Source organism: Acanthopleuribacter pedis (assembly GCF_017377855.1).
Classification (GTDB): Bacteria; Acidobacteriota; Holophagae; order Acanthopleuribacterales; family Acanthopleuribacteraceae; genus Acanthopleuribacter; species Acanthopleuribacter pedis.
On record NZ_JAFREP010000025.1, the window covers coordinates 1 to 17,893 of the forward strand.

Annotated in this window: 15 protein-coding genes; 5 read left to right on the forward strand and 10 right to left on the reverse strand. The window is 55.6% G+C overall.

All coding sequences use genetic code 11. The annotated features are described in order from the left end of the window. Positions 1 to 274 precede the first annotated feature (274 nt). The 3 genes from J3U88_RS23620 to J3U88_RS35090 are packed head-to-tail and all read right to left on the reverse strand — an operon-like array spanning position 275 to position 5,648. Complete coding sequence (locus J3U88_RS23620; protein WP_207861463.1) at positions 275 to 2,071, reverse strand: acyl-CoA dehydrogenase family protein; 1,797 nt, start codon at positions 2,069 to 2,071, stop codon at positions 275 to 277. Between the two features lie 14 nt (positions 2,072 to 2,085). Next, positions 2,086 to 3,261, reverse strand: coding sequence for an acetyl-CoA C-acyltransferase (locus J3U88_RS23625; protein ID WP_207861464.1), 1,176 nt, complete (start codon positions 3,259 to 3,261; stop codon positions 2,086 to 2,088). A 20-nt stretch (positions 3,262 to 3,281) separates the two neighbouring features. Continuing rightward, entirely contained in the window at positions 3,282 to 5,648 is a 2,367-nt protein-coding gene (locus tag J3U88_RS35090; protein ID WP_207861465.1) for a 3-hydroxyacyl-CoA dehydrogenase NAD-binding domain-containing protein, read from the reverse strand. Between the two features lie 681 nt (positions 5,649 to 6,329). Between J3U88_RS35090 and J3U88_RS23635 the strand changes: the two genes are divergently transcribed. Next, the gene (locus J3U88_RS23635) at positions 6,330 to 7,028 is read left to right on the forward strand and encodes a TetR/AcrR family transcriptional regulator (protein WP_207861466.1); all 699 of its coding nucleotides are present in this window, start codon (positions 6,330 to 6,332) and stop codon (positions 7,026 to 7,028) included. A gap of 197 nt (positions 7,029 to 7,225) precedes the next feature. Here J3U88_RS23635 and J3U88_RS23640 read toward each other — a convergent pair whose 3' ends face one another. After that, positions 7,226 to 7,507: a carboxymuconolactone decarboxylase family protein gene (locus J3U88_RS23640; protein ID WP_207861467.1), complete on the reverse strand. Its 282-nt coding sequence runs from the start codon at positions 7,505 to 7,507 to the stop codon at positions 7,226 to 7,228. After that, the gene (locus J3U88_RS23645; protein WP_207861468.1) at positions 7,508 to 7,759 is read right to left on the reverse strand and encodes a carboxymuconolactone decarboxylase family protein; all 252 of its coding nucleotides are present in this window, start codon (positions 7,757 to 7,759) and stop codon (positions 7,508 to 7,510) included. A gap of 158 nt (positions 7,760 to 7,917) precedes the next feature. Here J3U88_RS23645 and J3U88_RS23650 point away from each other — a divergent pair, with 158 nt between their 5' ends. The 3 genes from J3U88_RS23650 (at position 7,918) to J3U88_RS23660 (ending at position 11,682) form a co-directional block, all read left to right on the forward strand. Next, positions 7,918 to 8,688, forward strand: coding sequence for a hypothetical protein (locus J3U88_RS23650; RefSeq protein ID WP_207861469.1), 771 nt, complete (start codon positions 7,918 to 7,920; stop codon positions 8,686 to 8,688). Positions 8,689 to 9,003: 315 nt separating this feature from the next. After that, positions 9,004 to 10,155: an acyl-CoA dehydrogenase gene (locus J3U88_RS23655; RefSeq protein ID WP_207861470.1), complete on the forward strand. Its 1,152-nt coding sequence runs from the start codon at positions 9,004 to 9,006 to the stop codon at positions 10,153 to 10,155. Positions 10,156 to 10,458: 303 nt separating this feature from the next. Further along, positions 10,459 to 11,682, forward strand: a complete 1,224-nt coding sequence (locus tag J3U88_RS23660; RefSeq protein ID WP_207861471.1) for a LysM peptidoglycan-binding domain-containing protein — start codon at positions 10,459 to 10,461, stop codon at positions 11,680 to 11,682. 598 nt (positions 11,683 to 12,280) lie between these two features. Here J3U88_RS23660 and J3U88_RS23665 read toward each other — a convergent pair. The 5 genes from J3U88_RS23665 to J3U88_RS23685 all read right to left on the reverse strand — a co-directional run bounded on the left by J3U88_RS23665 (position 12,281) and on the right by J3U88_RS23685 (position 16,647). Further along, a complete protein-coding gene (locus J3U88_RS23665) occupies positions 12,281 to 13,348 on the reverse strand; it encodes a lysylphosphatidylglycerol synthase transmembrane domain-containing protein (protein ID WP_207861472.1) in 1,068 nt (355 codons plus the stop codon). 12 nt (positions 13,349 to 13,360) lie between these two features. Continuing rightward, the gene (locus tag J3U88_RS23670) at positions 13,361 to 14,125 is read right to left on the reverse strand and encodes a DUF502 domain-containing protein (RefSeq protein WP_207861473.1); all 765 of its coding nucleotides are present in this window, start codon (positions 14,123 to 14,125) and stop codon (positions 13,361 to 13,363) included. Continuing rightward, on the reverse strand, positions 14,112 to 14,690 hold the full coding sequence (pgsA, locus tag J3U88_RS23675) for a CDP-diacylglycerol--glycerol-3-phosphate 3-phosphatidyltransferase (protein ID WP_207861474.1): 579 nt from the start codon (positions 14,688 to 14,690) through the stop codon (positions 14,112 to 14,114). Before pgsA ends, J3U88_RS23670 begins: the two co-directional genes overlap by 14 nt. Positions 14,691 to 14,861: 171 nt before the next feature. Beyond that, the gene (gene cutA / locus J3U88_RS23680) at positions 14,862 to 15,188 is read right to left on the reverse strand and encodes a divalent-cation tolerance protein CutA (protein WP_207861475.1); all 327 of its coding nucleotides are present in this window, start codon (positions 15,186 to 15,188) and stop codon (positions 14,862 to 14,864) included. A gap of 145 nt (positions 15,189 to 15,333) precedes the next feature. Continuing rightward, a complete protein-coding gene (locus tag J3U88_RS23685; RefSeq protein ID WP_207861476.1) occupies positions 15,334 to 16,647 on the reverse strand; it encodes a sulfatase in 1,314 nt (437 codons plus the stop codon). A gap of 205 nt (positions 16,648 to 16,852) precedes the next feature. Between J3U88_RS23685 and cobT the strand changes: the two genes are divergently transcribed. Then, positions 16,853 to 17,893 carry a nicotinate-nucleotide--dimethylbenzimidazole phosphoribosyltransferase gene (gene cobT, locus J3U88_RS23690; protein ID WP_207861477.1) on the forward strand — a complete coding sequence of 347 codons (1,041 nt, stop codon included), beginning with the start codon at positions 16,853 to 16,855 and terminating at the stop codon, positions 17,891 to 17,893.

Sequence of the window (17,893 nt, forward strand, 5' to 3'; positions counted from 1 at the left end):
CGGGGGTTTCCGCTAAGCTTCTGAGCATTAAACACATTAGCTTCAAAATCGAGCGGCTGGGACATCACATCACGCTATTTTTGGTTTCCGAGATGCGAGGTGCCCCGCTACACATAAGAGGTTTAGCGAAAATCACCGCGAGTTACCGCGTTTCTTAGGTTAAAACCAAAAAAGCCGGCAACACACGAGGTGTTGCCGGCTTGGCATTTTGGTTACCCGAAAACGTTGGCGCGCGATAGGGATTCATCGCGCACCAAGCGTCGTCCGATCCGACTTAAACGGGATAACCGCCCTTGGCGATAACCTGTTCCGCGACTTCGCGACGGATGGCGACCGTGTTGACCGGCGCGTGCTTGAGCAAGCGGCGCAGCGCGGCGTTCATGGTCATCAGGGTGTCGCCTTCTTCGATGGCGGCCAACGCAGTTTTGGCGATCGGCGCGATGCGCTCCATGCCGTCGTGGATGGTGGCACGCGTCATTTTGACCATCATTGCGGCGGCTTCTTCACCGTCTTTCTCCGCCTTTTTCAGGGTGCGGAGCAGGGCGGATTCCATGACAAAGGCTTCGATGAACAGGTCGGCGGCCATGGCCAGCAGTTCCTGTTCGTTTTCGATTTTTTGCATGAACTTTTGGAAGCCGGCGCCGGCGACGAACATGCAGATCTTCTTGGCGTTTTCGACATATTTCTTTTCGTCGGCCAACAAGCTGTCGTCTTGGTCGAAGTCGAAAGAGGGCATGCCCATCAATTCGCCCATCAGCGCTTGAACTTTTTCCATCAAAGGCAGTTGGCCTTTCATGGCTTTTTTGATCATCATGTCGACGGTCAACAAACGGTTGATTTCGTTGGTGCCCTCGAAGATGCGGTTGATGCGGCTGTCGCGGTAGAGGCGTTCTACATCGTACTCGGCGCTGTAGCCGTAACCACCGTGGATCTGAACTGCTTCGTCGGCAGCGTAATCCAAGGCCTCGGTGCCCGCCACTTTTGCGATGGCGCACTCGATGGCGTACTCGCGAATGCCGTTGAGGATTTTTTCTGCCGCGCCTTCCTCGGCGAAGTCGATGTCTTCCAAGGCTTCGTGGATCAGGCCCGCGGTACGGTAAACCATGGACTCACACGCGAAAGTGCGGATCGCCATTTCGCCGAGTTTGTGTTTGATCACGCCGAACTCGGTGATGGATTTGCCGAAGGCTTTGCGGTCAATCGCGTACTTGGCGGAAAATTCCAAGGCTTGTTTACAGCCGCCGACAGCCGCGCCGCCCAATTTGAAGCGGCCGATGTTGAGGATGTTAAACGCGATTTTGGCGCCGTCGCCAGGGTTGCCCAGCAGGTTTTCAACGGGTACTTTTACGTCGTCGAGGTTGACCATGCGGGTGGAAGAGGCTTTGATGCCCATTTTCTTTTCTTCAGCGGCAACGCTCACACCGGGGTAGTCGCGTTCAACGATGAAAGCCGAGAACTGTTCGCCGTTGATTTTGGCGAAGACCACAAATACGTCGGCGAAACCGGCGTTGGTGATCCACATTTTGTTGCCGTTCAGCACGTAGTGCTTGCCGTCCTCGGTCAGAACCGCTTTGGTGCGGGCGTTCATCGCGTCGGAGCCGGAGCTGGTTTCGGTCAGGGCGTAGGCCGCCATGATTTCACCGGTGGCCAACCGGGGCAGGTACTTTTCGCGCTGCTCTTTGTTGCCAAAGTAGGTGATCGGCATGGTGCCGATACCGGTGTGGGCACCGAGGCTCACCATGAAGCCCGCGTGTTTGATCAGCTTTTCACCAACCAGGGTGGAGGTGGTTTTGGCCAGATCCATGCCGCCGTAGTTCTCGGGAACCTCGGCTGCCAAGAAACCCAATTCGCCGGCTTTTTTAAGGGCGGCAACCATATCTTCGTTGCGGCCTTCTTCCAGCTTTTTAATGTTGGGTACGATTTCACCGTCGACAAAAGCTTCAACGGTACTCGCCAAATCGTGATCGTCCTCGGTGAAATCCTCGGGGGTGAACACGTGTTCCAGGGCGTGTTGTTCCGTGAGGAAACTGCCGCCAACGATCAAGTCTTTTTTCTGCTCTGTTACTGACATACTTCCCTTACTCCTTAAGAAACCAGTTCAAATAGACCCGCGGCACCCATGCCGCCCCCCACGCACATGCTTACGATGCCGTACTTAACGTTGCGGCGTCGCATCTCGTAAACAAGCGTTGCGGTCAATTTGGCTCCGGTACAGCCTAATGGGTGGCCCAAGGCAATGGCGCCCCCGTTTACGTTAACGATGTCTGGGTTGATGCCCAGTTCGCGTACAACCATGAGTGATTGGGCGGCGAAGGCTTCGTTCAGTTCGATCAAGCCGATGTCTTCCAGCTTCAAGTTGGCTTTTTTTAGCAGCTTGGGAATGGCCAACGCGGGACCGATGCCCATGATTTCGGGCGAGCAGCCGGCGGTGGCGAAATCGACGAAGCGGGCCAGAGGTTTGATACCCAGCTCTTCTACTTTTTTCTCACTCATCAATACCGTGGCGGCCGCGCCGTCCGACATTTGCGAGCTGTTCCCGGCGGTTACGGAACCGCCTTCGCGGAAGGCCGGTCTCAGTTTGGCCAAGCCGGCCAGGTCTGATTTACGCGGACCTTCATCCACCTTGACCGTGATGGTTTTGGTGTCGACCTTGCGGCCGTTTTTGATGTGGGTCGTGACCTGAACAGGTGCGATTTCGTCTTCGAAACGGCCCTCTTCAATGGCTTTTAACGCGCGGTTGTTGCTTTCCAAGGCGAATGCGTCTTGGTCTTCGCGCGAAATGTTGTACTTATCGGCCACTTTTTCAGCCGTCAGACCCATGTTGATGTAGGTCTCGGGACGGTTGTCGACCAGGTACGGGTTGGGGGCGATTTTGTTGCCGCCCATGGGGATCATCGACATCGTTTCCAGGCCGCCGGCCAGAATCGCGTCGGCGTCGCCGTTTTTGATGCGGTCCGCGCCGAAGGCAATCGCTTGCAGGCCGGAGGCGCAGAAGCGGTTGATTGTCAAGGCGGGAACCGAGTCGGGAATGCCCGCGCGCATTTGGGCGATGCGGCCCACGTTCATGCCCTGCTCGCCTTCCGGCATCGCGCAACCCATGATGATGTCTTCTAGATCGGCCGGGTCAAAACCTTCGACCCGCTTCAGTGCTTCTTGCATCGCGGTTGCCGCCAAATCGTCGGGGCGAACATTCACGAAAGCACCTTTTTTTGCTTTACCCACGGGTGTTCTCACCGTGGAAACAACATATACGTTACCCATTGTGTGGTTCCTCCCCTTGATTAGTTACGCAACGGTTTGTTTTTGGTCAGCATGTGGTGGATGCGCTCCAGCGTTTTGCGCTCGCCGCACAGACGCAGGAAGGCTTCGCGTTCCAGGTCCAACATGTCTTGTTCCGTCATCGTTTGGCCGGGCGTCAGGTTGCCGCCGGTCAGGATTTTGCCCAGGTGCAGCGCGATGGTTTTGTCGTGACCGGTGATGTAACCGCCCTCTTCCATCATGTACAGCGCCAGTTTCAGGGCCGCGTAACCGGGTTCGCCCAGGACTGGGATGTCGGTAGGCGCCTCGGGTGGGGTGTAACCGCCGGCCGCAAGGCCGAGCACGCGTTGTTTGGCGGCGGTGATCAGCGCGTCGCCGTTGAGGGTTACGCCGTCGGTGTCTTTTAAGAAACCGATTTCGCGTGCTTCCTCGGCGGAGGTGGCCACTTTAGCCATGCCGATTGCTTCAAAGACCTTTTGCAGGTAGGGCAGCAGATCTTTTTCGCCGCGTTTGTGCGCCGTGTAAACGTGGCGCAGGAACATTTCTTTGGTACCGCCGCCCGCGGGGATCAAGCCGACGCCGACTTCAACCAAACCCATGTAGGTTTCGGCCGAGGCTTGGATCGCGTCGCCGTGGATGCTGAATTCGCAACCACCGCCGAGGGTCAGGCCGTAAGGGGCGCAAACAACCGGCTTTTTACAGGTGCGCAGGCTGCCGGTGGCTTTTTGGAAACCGCGGATCATGAGGTCGATGTCTTCGAAATTGCCTTCTTGGGCTTCCATCAGCAACAGCATCAGGTTGGCGCCCGCGGAGAAGTTTCCACCTTGGTTACCGACAACCAGGCCGTTCCAGCCTTCTTCTTCGACGACTTTCACCGCTTGACCGGTCATGCCGATGGTGTCGCCGCCGATGGCGTTCATTTTGGAGTGGAACTCGAGGCCGAGCACACCGTCGCCCAAATCGATCAGGCTGGCGCCCGGCGAGGACTTGACGATGCGGGATTTCTCGCGCTTGTAATCGTCGAGGATCAACACGTTGGGGCGCGCGGGAACCGGAGCCATTTCGCTGCCGTTGTAGTAGGCGTCCTCGGGTTTGCTGTGGTCGTAGAAAGCGGTGTTGCCTTTGGCGAGCATTTCTTTAACCATGGCGGGTACTTCGCGGCCTTCAGCTTCAAGCTTTTTGACCACGTTTTCGACGCCGAGCGCGTCCCAGGTCTCAAAGGGACCCAGTTCCCAGTTGAAGCCCCAGCGCATGGCGCGGTCGACGTTGACGATGTCGTCGGCGACTTCGCCCAAACGGTTGACCGAGTAAACCAAAACTTCAGAGAGGGTTTTCCAAACGAACTTGCCCACGCGGTCGTCGCTGAAAGAAACCTTTTTCAAGCGTTCGCGCACGTCTTCGATGTTTTTGAACATCTCGATGCTGGGCAGCTTGACCTTGGCTTTTTCGCGGTATTCGAGGGTTTCGATGTCGAAGGTCAAAATCTGTTTTTTGCCGTCGGCACTCTTGGACTTTTTGTAAAAACCACTGCCGGACTTGTTGCCGAGCAGGCCTTTTTCGACCATTTGCTTCACGAAATCGGGGATTTTGAACAAATCGCGTTTTTCGTCATTGGGGGCGGCTTCATACAGGTTTTCGGAAACGTGGACGAAGGTGTCGAGGCCGACCAAATCCGCCGTGCGGAAAACTGCCGACTTGGGGCGACCGGTGAGGGGACCCATGATTTTGTCCACTTCTTCAATGCCGTACTGATCGTCGATCATGGTGTGGATGACCGCCATCATGGCCATAACACCGATGCGGTTGGCGATGAAGTTGGGGCAGTCTTTGGCAAAAACAACACCTTTACCCAGCGTGGTTTCGCCGAACTCGGCGAATTGCTTGAGGGTGTTTTCGTCGGTCTTGGGACCGGGAATCACTTCGAGCAATTTCATGTAACGGGGCGGGTTGAAGAAGTGGGTGCCGAAGAAACGCGGTTGCAGGCTCTCGGGCAGCGATTCGGAAAGTTGGTTAATCGGGATACCCGAGGTGTTGGACGTCAGCAAACAGGTGTCGCTGAGGTGCGGCACAATGTTTTCGAACAGTTTGTGCTTGATCTTGAGGTCCTCTTTCACGACTTCGATGACCCAATCGACGTCCTTCAAGAGATGCAGATGCTCGTCAAAGTTGCCGGTTTTAATTTTGGCAAGCCAGGAGCGGGTAAAGATGGGGGAAGGTTTGGCCTTCTTCATGGTGGCGACGGCCTTGTCGGCCAAGTTCACCGGTTTCCCGCCCATCTCGATTTTTAGATCGAGAAGCGCGACGTCGAGGCCGGCGTTTACGAGATGAGCTGCAATGGTAGCGCCCATAACGCCGGCACCGAGGACGGCGACCTTTTGAATGTCCTTCACAAGATACCTCCGGTAGATGAATACTCATTCATTTTAAACCAAATATGCCGATTTTTCCGCGGCTTGTCAAGAAAACAAATGAATCGCTATTCAGTGTGGTGTGATTGACGGCGTGCCGTGCAAGCGCCCGTTATGGCTCCGCCCTAACTGCTTTGAAAAGTAACGGGTTATCGGTGGTGACCGGCTGTTTGCGACACGCGCGTCGGGGCGGATGATGGGCTTGTGTAAAAGCCATATTTCAAACTACTTGCTGCCATCTTAACAAAAACATAACCCGACAAACAAGCGCTCCGGTGGCGGGTTCTGCCGCGTTGCGTCAGGTGTTGCTTCTTGTGGTTTTCTGACTCTTTGTTCAATTTTTTGTTCACACTTGGCTTGTATTCAGGCAAGAATATGGGCACGCTCAGGGGGCCGTCGTACTGGACGGGGTCTTTTTGACCTGGGGTCGAACCGTCGGTTGGCGGAAGTGCGACCCTGTCGGGGATGGTGTTTTCCTTCGCTTTTCGGGCACTGCTTCGCTACCGAACCTTAACGGCACCCGCACGACCTTCCCTTTGTAAGTTTCGCTCAGACATGCCAAATAGCCGATTGTTCGTCACTTATCTGCCTAAAGCCGCGGCCGAAACTTGGGCCCGGACCGGCAAACGCGGTGTGGTTTCGAGTTTCCGAGGATGATTCACCATGGTTTCCAAAACCGGTTCGATCCGTGAGATCAAGAAAATCGAGAAAAAACAACGTATCCACGAGGCCGCTATTCGCGTGATGGCGCGGAACGGCTACCACGGCACCACCGTGTCGCAAATTGCCAAGGCCGCCAAGGTTGCCGACGGCACCCTTTACCTCTATTTCCAGAACAAAGATGATTTGCTGGTCGGCATTTTTGATGAAATCATGGATCGCTTTATCAGCGAGGGTTTAAGCGTTATTGAAGAAGTTGCCGATCCCATCGAAAAGCTGAAACGGATTGTGGAATTGCATCTCCATAACCTGGGCGCCGATGAGGATTTGGCGTGCATTTTTCAGATCGAGCTGCGCCATAATGTGCATCACATGAAACGTTTTTCCCAGTCAAAATTGCGGCAGTATTTTAATATTGTCGAGCGAATTATTCGTGATGCTCAGGAGCAAGGGCAGATTCGCCCCGAGGTGAACCCCTGGATTACCGCAAAAATTTTGTTCGGGGCTGTTGATGAGATGGCCACCAACTGGGTTTTGCGGACGCGTGATTACAGCTTGGTTGATATGGCCAAACCCACCTTGGATATTATTCTCAACGGCTTGGGAACCCACCACGAGGAGCCACGTTCCGCGGTTGCGATTGCCGAGGCCGAGGTGGGCGATCATCGCGGTGATTTGGCTGCCGAGGCCCAGTCTCAATAGGTGCAAAAAAAAGGGGGAGTTTTTTGACTCCCCCGCAAATGGTTATCCGACAGAGTGTCGGTTCTTCGGTTCTATCCCGTCCGTTTTCGTACGGCCCGGTTGTTTAACCGGTTCGGTTGGAACCGAAGACTCACCAAGGTCTCATCTACACACGCGCGCCACCTTCGCGAATCGGATCAAAAAAGATGAGACGGGTTTCATTTTTCCAGCTGGACACCCAAACCTTCCGCCATACGGTTCACGAAGTTGAAGTAGGCGGTCAGCTGGCACACGTCCAAAATGGCGCGGTCTTCCAGGCCGGTATCTCGCAGCGTCTCGATATCGGTTTCCTCAACCGAGCCGGGGTCGGTTGTCAGTTTGTAGGCATAAAGCAGGATGGCGCGGTCCTGGTCCGACAGATAATGAAGTTGTTTGTTAAGAATCCAATCGGCAATGTTGTTTTTCTTTAACTTACGGAGAGCCTCCCCGTGGTGGTGCATTCAGTAATGGCAGTGGTTGATTAGTGAAACATAGGTTGCGATCATCTCGCGTTTGTACCGCGGTAAAGGGCCTTTCCCGAAGGCGAGGGTTCGATAGTAATCAAAGTGCCCCGCGAAGGAGGCCGGATTGAGGCTGTGCAATTTGAGAATATTGGCGACGGCCGGGGCCTTGGTGGTTTCCCGGTAGCGTTCGTAAGCCGCCGCCACCTCGGGCGGCGCATCGTCCTCGTCGTGGACTTTAATCCAAGCCATGGATCCTCCAATGGGTTAGGTTTAGGGTCGGTATCGTAATTATAACGCCTGATTCGTGCCTGTGCGCGGGGCGTGGGTGCGAATGGCGCTGTCGCCGGGCTGTCTTTGTGGTAACGTGCCGCGTCAGGTTTTTTCGAATTTCAAACGAAGGTCCCCTATTGATGCCGCTCAAATATTACGCAATGCCCTGGCTGGTGCTTCAACCGGCGCTTAAACTCACCTTCAACGGTTTCGAGCAGCTAATTGTGCGCGGCGGCAATCCCGCCCTGTTCCTGATCATGGTGTCTCTGATCGTATTTTGGCACATCTACACCCCGATTCACGAACTGTTGCATGTGGGTGCCTGCCTGATGGGCGGCGGCACGGTCAGCGCGTTAGCGCTCAAGCCCCAATACGGCGGCACCATTCTGGCGCAAATCTTCCCTTTTGTTGTTGCCGAAAGTGATTACGCGGGACAACTTACCGGCTTTACCACGCCCAATGATCTGGTTTATGCCTGGGTGGATGTGGCGCCTTATGTGCTCAGCCTCCCAGGTCTCGCGCTGTTGACGGTTGCCGTGGAACGACGCCGGGCTTGGTTGTTTGGGCCCGCTCTGGTGTTGGCGTTGGTGCCCCTTATGTCTTTTAGCGGCGATTTCTTCGAACTGGCGAGTTTGGCCACAACCCGTATGGTGCCCATCGTCGACCCGTCTTTACCGGCTCGTCTCCTGGTTTCCGACGATTCGTTCAAGCTGGCCGGATCGCTTGCCGAACAAAAGCTGTTGTTCCACCCAATCGGGCTTTTGGCGCTGTTGACCCAGGTCCTAGGGATCCTTGCCGCCTGTTGGGTACTGGTCCTCCAATTGCACCTCGTTTATCGCCTATGGGGTGGTTGTCCCGATCTTAAATTGCCCCCGACCGAGGAAGCGAGCGGGTCACAGCCTGAATAGTGGCGTGATCCGGTGCTTGACGGGTGTCTTAGCCCACGCGTGCCGTGTCTTTCTGGTAGAATAATCAATCGCCGACCTGCATGAAGATCACGCCGGATGAACCAAAGTTCGTCGTGATACCGTTGCGCCCGGTGGGCCGTGCCCACGAAGGACCCGCGCTTCTTAGGTTGTAGTCCCTGTTGGGAAAACCCTGTTCCAACGGTGCGAATCCCCGGACGAATCGCGACGGCCGCAATGAACCCCACGACACCCCTAATCGGAAAGTGTTGTTGGAAATAGGAGGCTTACGCCTCAATCTGAGCAAAAGGAAGATCTATGAGTGAGCAAGCTTTGACGGTGTTGAGTGAAGAAGAACAGTTGCTCTATGATTCCGTTTACGAATTCGCGCGAGAGAGAATCCAACCCAAAGTCCACGAAATGGACGAAAAAGAATCGATGGACCCCGAATTCATCAAGGAATTTTTTGCCAACGATTACATGGCAATTGAGATTCCCGAACAATACGAAGGGCTGGAATCGGGTTTTTTTAACGCCATTTTGGTGATTGAGGCCTTGTCCCGTGTCGACCCCAGTTGCGGTGTATTGGTAGATGTCCACAACACCCTGGTGAACAACGCGGTTAATAACTGGGGGAGCGACGAACTCAAAGCCAAGTACTTCCCCCAACTGGCAACCCAGCGCTTGGGTGCTTACTGCCTGTCCGAGCCGGCTTCCGGTTCCGACGCCTTCGCCCTCAAAACGACCGCGCGCGATGAAGGCGACCATTTTGTCGTTAACGGCAGCAAGTTGTGGATTACCAACGGCCTCGAAGCAAGCATTTTTATCGTTTTCGCCAACGCCGACCCCTCCAAGGGTTACCGCGGCATTACCGCATTTATCGTGGAAGACACCTTTGAAGGTTTCCGTCGCGGTAAAAAAGAATCTAAGCTGGGTATTCGCGCTTCTTCCACCATGGAACTGAGCTTTGACGACATGAAAGTACCCAAGGCGAACGTGTTGGGCCAGGTCGGCAAAGGCTACAAAGTGGCGATTGAAACCCTGAACGAGGGCCGTATCGGCATCGGCGCCCAAATGATCGGGTTGGGCCGCGGTGCTTTGGATGCCGCCGTCGCCTACGCCAAGGAGCGCGTACAGTTCGGGAAGCCCATTGCAACCTTCCAGGCCGTACAACACGAAATTGCACGGATGGAAATGGAACTGGAAGCGGCCCGGTTGTTGGTTTACAACGCCGCGCGCCTCAAGGACGCGGGTCGTCCTTTCATCCGTGAAGCGGCGATTGCGAAGTTGAAATCTTCCGAGGTGGCCGAAATGATCGCCTCCCGTTCGCTTGAATTGTTCGGTGGTTACGGTTACTCCAAGGAGTACCCGGCCGAGAAATTCTACCGCGACGCCAAAATTGGCAAAATTTACGAGGGCACCTCGTTCATGCAGCTCAATACCATCGCCAAGATCGTGTTGGAGCGATAAGCCCCTATCGACGGGAGGCGCGTCTCTTTGGGGCGCACCTTCCCGAGATTGGGACTCAAGCGGCGCGCTTTTTGTCACAAAGGCCGTGGAAGAAGCGCTTTATGCGTTGCGCTGTGAGATTTCTCATCGCCACACTATATTGTTTTGTTAAAAGCTACCGATAAGATGGTGCGAGAAGGGTCTGCCGCCCATTTTCAAAAACGAACGTTAGGCTTTAACTCTCAATAACTTGACACGTCCTAACGCCCAATTCTATGCTTGGGATACGCGTTTTCGTTTTGTTTCATTCTTAAGGAGCTTCGGATGTACACGGGGTTTTTTCAGCGCTTGATATGTTCATTTATGGTTCTGGGCTCGTTGGGGTTAGCCGCGCAAGTCCAGGTCGAAGACCACTGGTCCCCCTACGACTACCCGAGGACCATTCCCGACGGTAGTAAGTACCACATCATTGAAAAAGGCGACACCTTGTGGGATTTGGCCGGGCGTTACCTCAATGATCCTTTGCTCTGGCCGCAGCTTTACCAAGCAAACACCTACATCAAAGATCCCGACCTGATTTATCCCGGTGACCCCGTCTTTTTGGATATCGGCGTGGTCGTGACCGACGATTCGATTGCGCAAACCACCGATTCTGGTGACGGCGACTCGGGCGAATTCGCCGAAATGGAAGAGTTCGGTGAAGGTGACGGCGAAGAGGGCGACGGTGAAACCGTGGCCGACCGCAGCGAAGAAACCAGCTTCTTGGACAGCAGTTCCGAGTTCGTGATTCTGCCTGCCGGTACCCGCGCCGACATGGAGTGCAGTTCCTACATTTACGAAGCCAAGACCCGCAAAGAAAAGTTGCCTTTTGATTTCAAAATCATGGGTGGTGAGAAACGGACCGCGGCGATGTTTGGTCATGACGATATCATTTACCTCAACAAGGGTCGTGATTTCGGTGTTCAAGCCGGTCAAATCTACGGTTTGCGCCGCGTGATCAAACCGGTTTACGAGCCCGGTGATGACTTCCGCGACAAATTTTTGGGTTACGTGATTGACCAGGTCGGTAAGGTGAAAATTCTTGCGGTTCAAGACAACACCTGCACGGGTTTGATCATCGACGGCTGCAGCGAAGTGCGTCACGGTGATTTCCTGGTGCCTTACGAAGAAGAGCCGATCCCCCTGCTGACCGAACTCCCCGTGATTGATCGCCACCACGGTTTCAATACCGAGGGTGCCGGCGTCATTGCTTGGACTGAAGACAGCTATGAGGCGGTTGGTTCCGATCACATCGTGAATATCACCCTGGGTGTGAATCAAAACGTGGCGCCCAGTGATTTGTTCATCATTTACCGCGAAAATCCCTCCAACATGCCCCGTGAAGGTATTGTCCTTCCTCAAATTTACCTGGGCTACGGTGTTGTTCTGAAGACAGCACCCAACACCGCCACCGTGCGCATTGTCGAAAGTGTTCGTGACATCATGGTTGGCGATTTCATGGTACCCCTGGCCACGGCCATGGACGGTATCCTTGAAGACGGCGAATAAGCCCCTTCTTCAATTTAAAATCACAAAAGCAAGGGCCGCATCCCAAGGGATGCGGCCCTTGCTTTTTATGGGGCGTAGCGGGACGGGTGCACACCCCCAAACGGCGGGTGGCTAAATATGAACGGCTCCGGCGCACATCGGCGGGGTGCGCACACCGAGACGAAACCCTGTAGGGACGGGGAATGACCCGGCGCTCCCCAACGGGGTGCGCACACCGAGGCGGAACCTTGCATGGGCGGGGGATGATCCGGCGCGCCCCAACGGGGTGCGCACACCGTGAATTGGGGTCCACCATTGGTTTTAAACGTGAGCCGGCGGCGAACTTCGACTGGTTAGGCTGAAGGCCTTACGGATTTCAGCCCTGGGTAAAGGGTTATGGAATAACCCTTTACCCAGGGTCCCCGGGAGTTCCAACCATGCAGGCCGCTGAAAGCGCCGGCCTCACAACCTTCAAACCCGTAATGAATTCAGGAAAAACCACACATGTCGGTTTTTTGTGATGCAGACGCCGCCGGAAGATGTGCGCCTCGGGCCCACGTTCCAAACCAGTGATGGTCCGAGGACGGCGGTATACGCACACCGCCGGGATGGAGGTCGCTTAGGCTGCCGCCTCTCCCTTGCTTGCCGCCATACAGGCTTTAAGGTGCTTTCCTTGCGTCCAAAAGGCCGCGCCGCCAAGGACCAGGGTGACCGCATAGAATGAGGCGCGGTGAAGCAATGCGCCCGCCGCGGCTGCTTCCGGTGGGATGCCTGCATAGGGATACAAGGTCATGAGGAACACCTCGGTGACACCAATACCGCCCATTACACCCAAGATGGTGCCCGCGAAGGTTGCCAACATGAGAATGACCGCGATTAGGACGATGCTGCTGTCTGTTCCCAGGGATCGGAGCACCAGTGCGTTGGCCAGGCAAAGCATGACGAAGGAACAGGCGGATAGGAAGAGTTCGATCGTGAGCCACTGACCCGCGCTACCGGAACACAGGGTTGGTTTGAGGAGTGGGCCCAGCCATAATCGCTTTTCACCGGCCTCGTCGAACAGGAAGCGTTTTGGGAGCCAGCGGTCGATTTTTTGTTGGAACGTCGCGTTGCTGATGATTCGCCACAGGGCCGGGCGCAGGAAAAAGATTGCGGTGAGCAAAATCAGGCCGACGGCGCCAAGGTAGGGGAGCGCCCCATTGAGCAGTTCTGTTTCCAGGAAGAAGCCGGTCCAAAGGCCTAAAACCGAGAAAAGGAAGATATTGCCGAAGGTCATCGAAATTTGATCGGCGAGGGTCCAGCCGTAGGCGTGGCGCATGGTCCAGCCCTGGGTTTTGGCCAGGTAAAAGCCGCGAAAGAAACCGCCCGCCAGTTTAGCCGAGGGGGTGACGAGGTTCAGAAAGTTGTTCACCAGTACGAGCAGACCCACTTCCTTAAGGGGGATTGCGGTTTCGCGGCGCAGCATTGCGCCCCATTTGACCGCCCAAATCAGGAAACGGGCGGGGAGGGGGGCAAAGGACAGTGCCAGCCAAAAAGCATCGGCGGAACGCGCCGTGTTCCAGACTTTTTCGGGCCCCAAGGCGTAAATGCTGTGGCCCACGTATGCCAGGCAGCCGAGGGCCACCAGCCATTGCAACAGCTTGCCGGGTTTCAGGGATCGGGTCGCTTGTGGGGGAACAGAAGACAAAAACAGGGTCCTTTAGCCTACCTCGACCGGGTTGTTCGGTGGCGGCTCGTGGGGCATGCGGGTGCTGCTGTCGGCAAACAGTTGGGGGTGTGAGATTTTAAAATCGTCACTGATGGGATAGGGCTTGCGTTCAATGCCCGGTGGAATCACCAGGCCGGCACTCACGATCAGTTTGACCGCATCTTCCACGCTCAAATCAAGTACGTATAAGTCGCGGGGATCATAATAAAGCAGAAAGCCGGTGGTTGGGTTGGGCGTACTGGGCATAAACACGCTGACCATGGGTTTGTTAAACAAGCGCATGGCCCCCTCAAGGTTTTCATTGGTGATAAAACCAATCGCCCACACGTGTTCCTTGGGGTATTGCAACATGACGACTTTTTTAAAAGAGCCGGAGGTGCGTTGGAAGGAGAGTGCTTCAATGATTTGTTTGGTGCCGCCGTAGACGCTGCGAACGACGGGAAGGCGCAGCATGAGGCGATCAATGATGTCCAACACCTTTTTGCCCAGGTAGAAGCTGGTTAGCCAGCCGACACTCAGGACAAACAACAGCACCAGGAACAGCGAAATGAGGGTCACGACCAGATCGGGCACTTGGGCGGTCGTAAAGACGTTAAACAGTTCTTCCACGATGGGGCGTGCATAACTCTGGGTTTTGCTGATTAAAAGGCTCAAAACCCAGTAGGTTACGCCGATGGGGAAGAGGAACAGCAATCCTGTAAAAAAGAAATTGCGAAGGTAGTGCGGTCGGTGTGTTTTTTCTTTAGGATCCGTCATGATTGGCCCCTTTCTGGTTCTGCTCAGCCATTATTTTCTCCCCGAGTAGTTGCCAGAAATCGGCAACATAACGAAACGCGGAGAGCATGGAAAAGAACAAAGCGACATAAGCGGTGATCAATCCAATGGTATTAAAGATTTTTTCCACATCACTTAAAAACAGAAATGAGAGGGCAATGACCTGAAAGACCATTTTGACCTTGCCCAGCTGTCCGGCGGCGAGAACGATGCGTTCCGCGGCAAGAAAGGCGCGCAATCCGGTGATTGCCATTTCGCGACCGATCATGAAGATCACGAGCCAAGCGGGCACGTGCCGATTCTCGAGAAGAACCAGTAACGCGGTGAGCACCAAGAGCTTGTCGGCGAGCGGATCAAGAAGCTTGCCCAGCATGGTGACTTGGTTGTTGCGACGAGCGAGATAACCGTCGAGCCAATCCGTTAGGGAGGCCGCTAAAAAAATACCGAGCGATACCCAGGTGTTCCACGGATCGCCCAGGCCGCTAAAAATTAAAATAAACGGAATAAGCGCAATGCGCAGCAGGGTAAGAATCGTGGGGCCGTTCATCGGTGAAAGTCCTCTTTGATCTTGGGGGGCAAAACCAAAGTCTCTGCCTATTCCAGGGTTGCGGCGCACGTATCGTGGGTGCGCGGAAGCGCAAGCGTAACATGATTTGACGGAGGGGGGAACGAAAGTTCCGTGAGATTGTACGCCGAATCGTGATTCGTCTGTTGACGGTTACTTATTGCTGCGAACGTTCTGGCGAATCCAATCGATAAAGTTGTCTTGGCAGTGTTCCACGGAGAATGCGACGATTTCGGGGATCTCGTAAGTGTGCAATTGGGCGATCACGTTGGAGACTTCATCAAACAAGTCGCGCGTGGTTTTGAGAATCAGCATGTTTTCTTCGTCGTCGAAAACCTTGCCCTTGAAACGGTAGATAGAGCGCATGGTCGGCAAGATGTTGACGCAGGCAACGAGCTCTAATTGAACCAGTTCCTCGGCAATCGTAATCGCTTGTTGCTCGGAGCCGACGGTGGTGATTACCATGATGGCATCGGTCATAAAAAAATCCTTGTGCCATTTTGCACAGTGGCGATTATATTTCCTGAAATTTTTCAATGTCAAGACTGCAAGCATTAAGGTAAGCATGCCTAGATAATATTTACCCGGCACCATCCCCACCACCGCGCCCTGTTGGACCGGTGCCTTAATCGATGTACCCCAGCGAGCGCATCATCTCCAGATCCTCCTGGGACATGATCAGTTCTTGTTCGTTGACCTGCTGTAGGCCTTGCTCGACCTCCAGTGCCCACGCCGCCGTTTCCGGCTGGAGCTTGGCGCGGGCGTCGGCCAAATTCGTTTGTTCCCTGGGATCCTCGGCGAGATTGAAACGGCGAATTTTTTTAGAACGGACACGCCAGCTTTCCTTAATGTGGTTTTGCAGGCGGCCGACCTCAAGCAAGCCGCGGCGGCGGCCGCGTTCGGCGGCTTTTTGGGATTGGACCGCACCCTTGTGTGCTTGGAAATAGAGGGCGCGGCTCGCGTCGGCGGTGCCTTTGCCAAGGAGAACCGCCGTCCAGTCAAAACCGGCTAGATGATCCGGCTGGGGATAGGCCAGCAAGCCGAGTACCGTGCGTGGTAGGTCGATCAGCGAGGCGGGTTCCGTCGCAACGCCGGCCGGGATGCGGCCCGCCCAGGTGATACCCATGGGGATGCGCAGGTTTCCCTCATATAAATGGCGTCCGTGGCCCCAGTACTGGTTTTCGCCCAAGCACTCACCGTGATCGGCGACAAACAGAATCAGGGTGTTTTCGGGCGCCGATACGGGGGTTAGCCCGGCTAGAAAACGGCCGATCTGCGCATCGCAGAATGCGATTTCGCTGTCATAGCGATCAATACGGGTCGCGGCCTCGCGGTTTTTTAGCCCCCAGGCCTGTGCAAAGGTCGCTTGAAAGCGATAGGGCGCATGGGGTTCTGAGTAGTGCAGCCACAAAAAAAAGGGTTTTTTGCGGTCGCTGATCCATGCCAAGCCCTGGTCGGTAATGTCCTCGCCGGTTGCCTCGCCCATCATGAGGCCGAACCAGCGTTTGCGCGTGAAGACTTCACCGTAATGCTGGAAATGCTCGGCCAGGCCCACCAGGGAGGTGCGCAGGGTCCAATTGCTGACGAAGGCCGCCGTATCATACCCTTTCTTTTCTAGGAGTTTCGGGAGTGAGATCAGGTTGGTGAGCATGGGGACCCCGTTGCGGGTGGCGCCGTGCTCGTGGGGGTACCGCCCCGTGAGCATGGAGGTACAGGCCGGCGCGGTGAGCGGTTCCACCGTGTAGGCTTGATCGAAACGCCGTCCCGCCGCCAGGAGTTGGTCGATGTGGGGCGAGGTTTTCCGCGGATAGCCGTATGCCGAAAGGTGATCGGCGCGCAAGGTATCGACCGAGATCAGCACGATATTAGGCTGTTGCGCGCTTTGGGAGAACGCATGGGGAAGAACACAAAAAAGCAGGAATACCACGCAATATCGCAAGGGGACATCACTCCGAGGGGGGTTCTAGCCCGCCATTTAACCATAAATCGGCCGGGCTTCCGATGGACGATCACTTTCGGGGAACACTTGGTCCCGCGCTGCGCCGCCCCATTTTTGGGGGTTGCCTCGAAAGCAAACCGCCCCATTTTGAAGCAAGCAACGTACAATGGGGGCCTGCACAACCATCGCTTATCGGGAGTTCTGTGTGTTTGACCCCATCCCTACCCCCGCCTACGAGCTTAAACAAAAGGTCCAGGCGGTTATTGATCAAAAAACCAAACCCATCGGCGCCTTGGGCCGACTTGAGGAATGCGCCTTGCAAATCGCCATGATGCAGGCGACCACGCGGCCGACAATCGCTTCACCCACCTGGCTGGTTTTTGCGGCCGATCACGGCATCAGCCGTCGCGGTGTGAGTCCTTATCCGAGTGAGGTGACCGCGCAGATGGTGGCCAACTTTCTCGCCGGCGGTGCCGCCATCAATGTTTTCGCGCGCCTGCACAACTTCGACCTCAAGGTCGTGGACGCCGGTGTGGCCGCGCCTTTACCCGAGCACCCCGAGTTGGTGCGTCGCGCCGTGGCACCCGGCACACGGGATTTTCTGGAGCAGGCCGCCATGGACGAAAGCCAACGGGACCAAGCTTTAACCCGGGGCCGCGATTTGGTACGCGACCTGCTGGCACAAGGGGTGAACACCTTTGGCTTTGGGGAAATGGGCATCGGCAACAGCTCCTCGGCCGCGATGTTGATGCATTTTCTGACCGGTCTCGATTTAGAAGTTTGTGTCGGTCGCGGAACCGGGCTTACCGATGAAGGGCTGGCCCGCAAAACCGCGATCCTTCAAGAGGCCGCCGCGCGCTGTTTTGACGACATGGAACCGCTCGAGGTATTGCGCCAGTACGGCGGCTTCGAGATTGCCATGATGGTCGGGGCCATGTTGGCCGCCGCCGCGGGCCGCGGCCTGATCGTGGTCGACGGCTTCATTGCCTCCGCGGCGCTTCTGACCGCCGCCAAAATGGAACCCTGTATTCTCAGCTACTGTCTTTTTGCCCATTGCTCTCAGGAGCGGGGCCACCGCGCCATGTTGGACTACCTGCGGGCCAAACCCTTGTTGCAATTAGATATGCGCCTGGGTGAGGGGACCGGCGCGGCCGTCGCCCTCCCGCTCATCCGATCCGCTGTTGCCTTTTACCAAGATATGGCTTCCTTCGACGGGGCCGGGGTGAGTCAAGCCGGTGAATCCTGA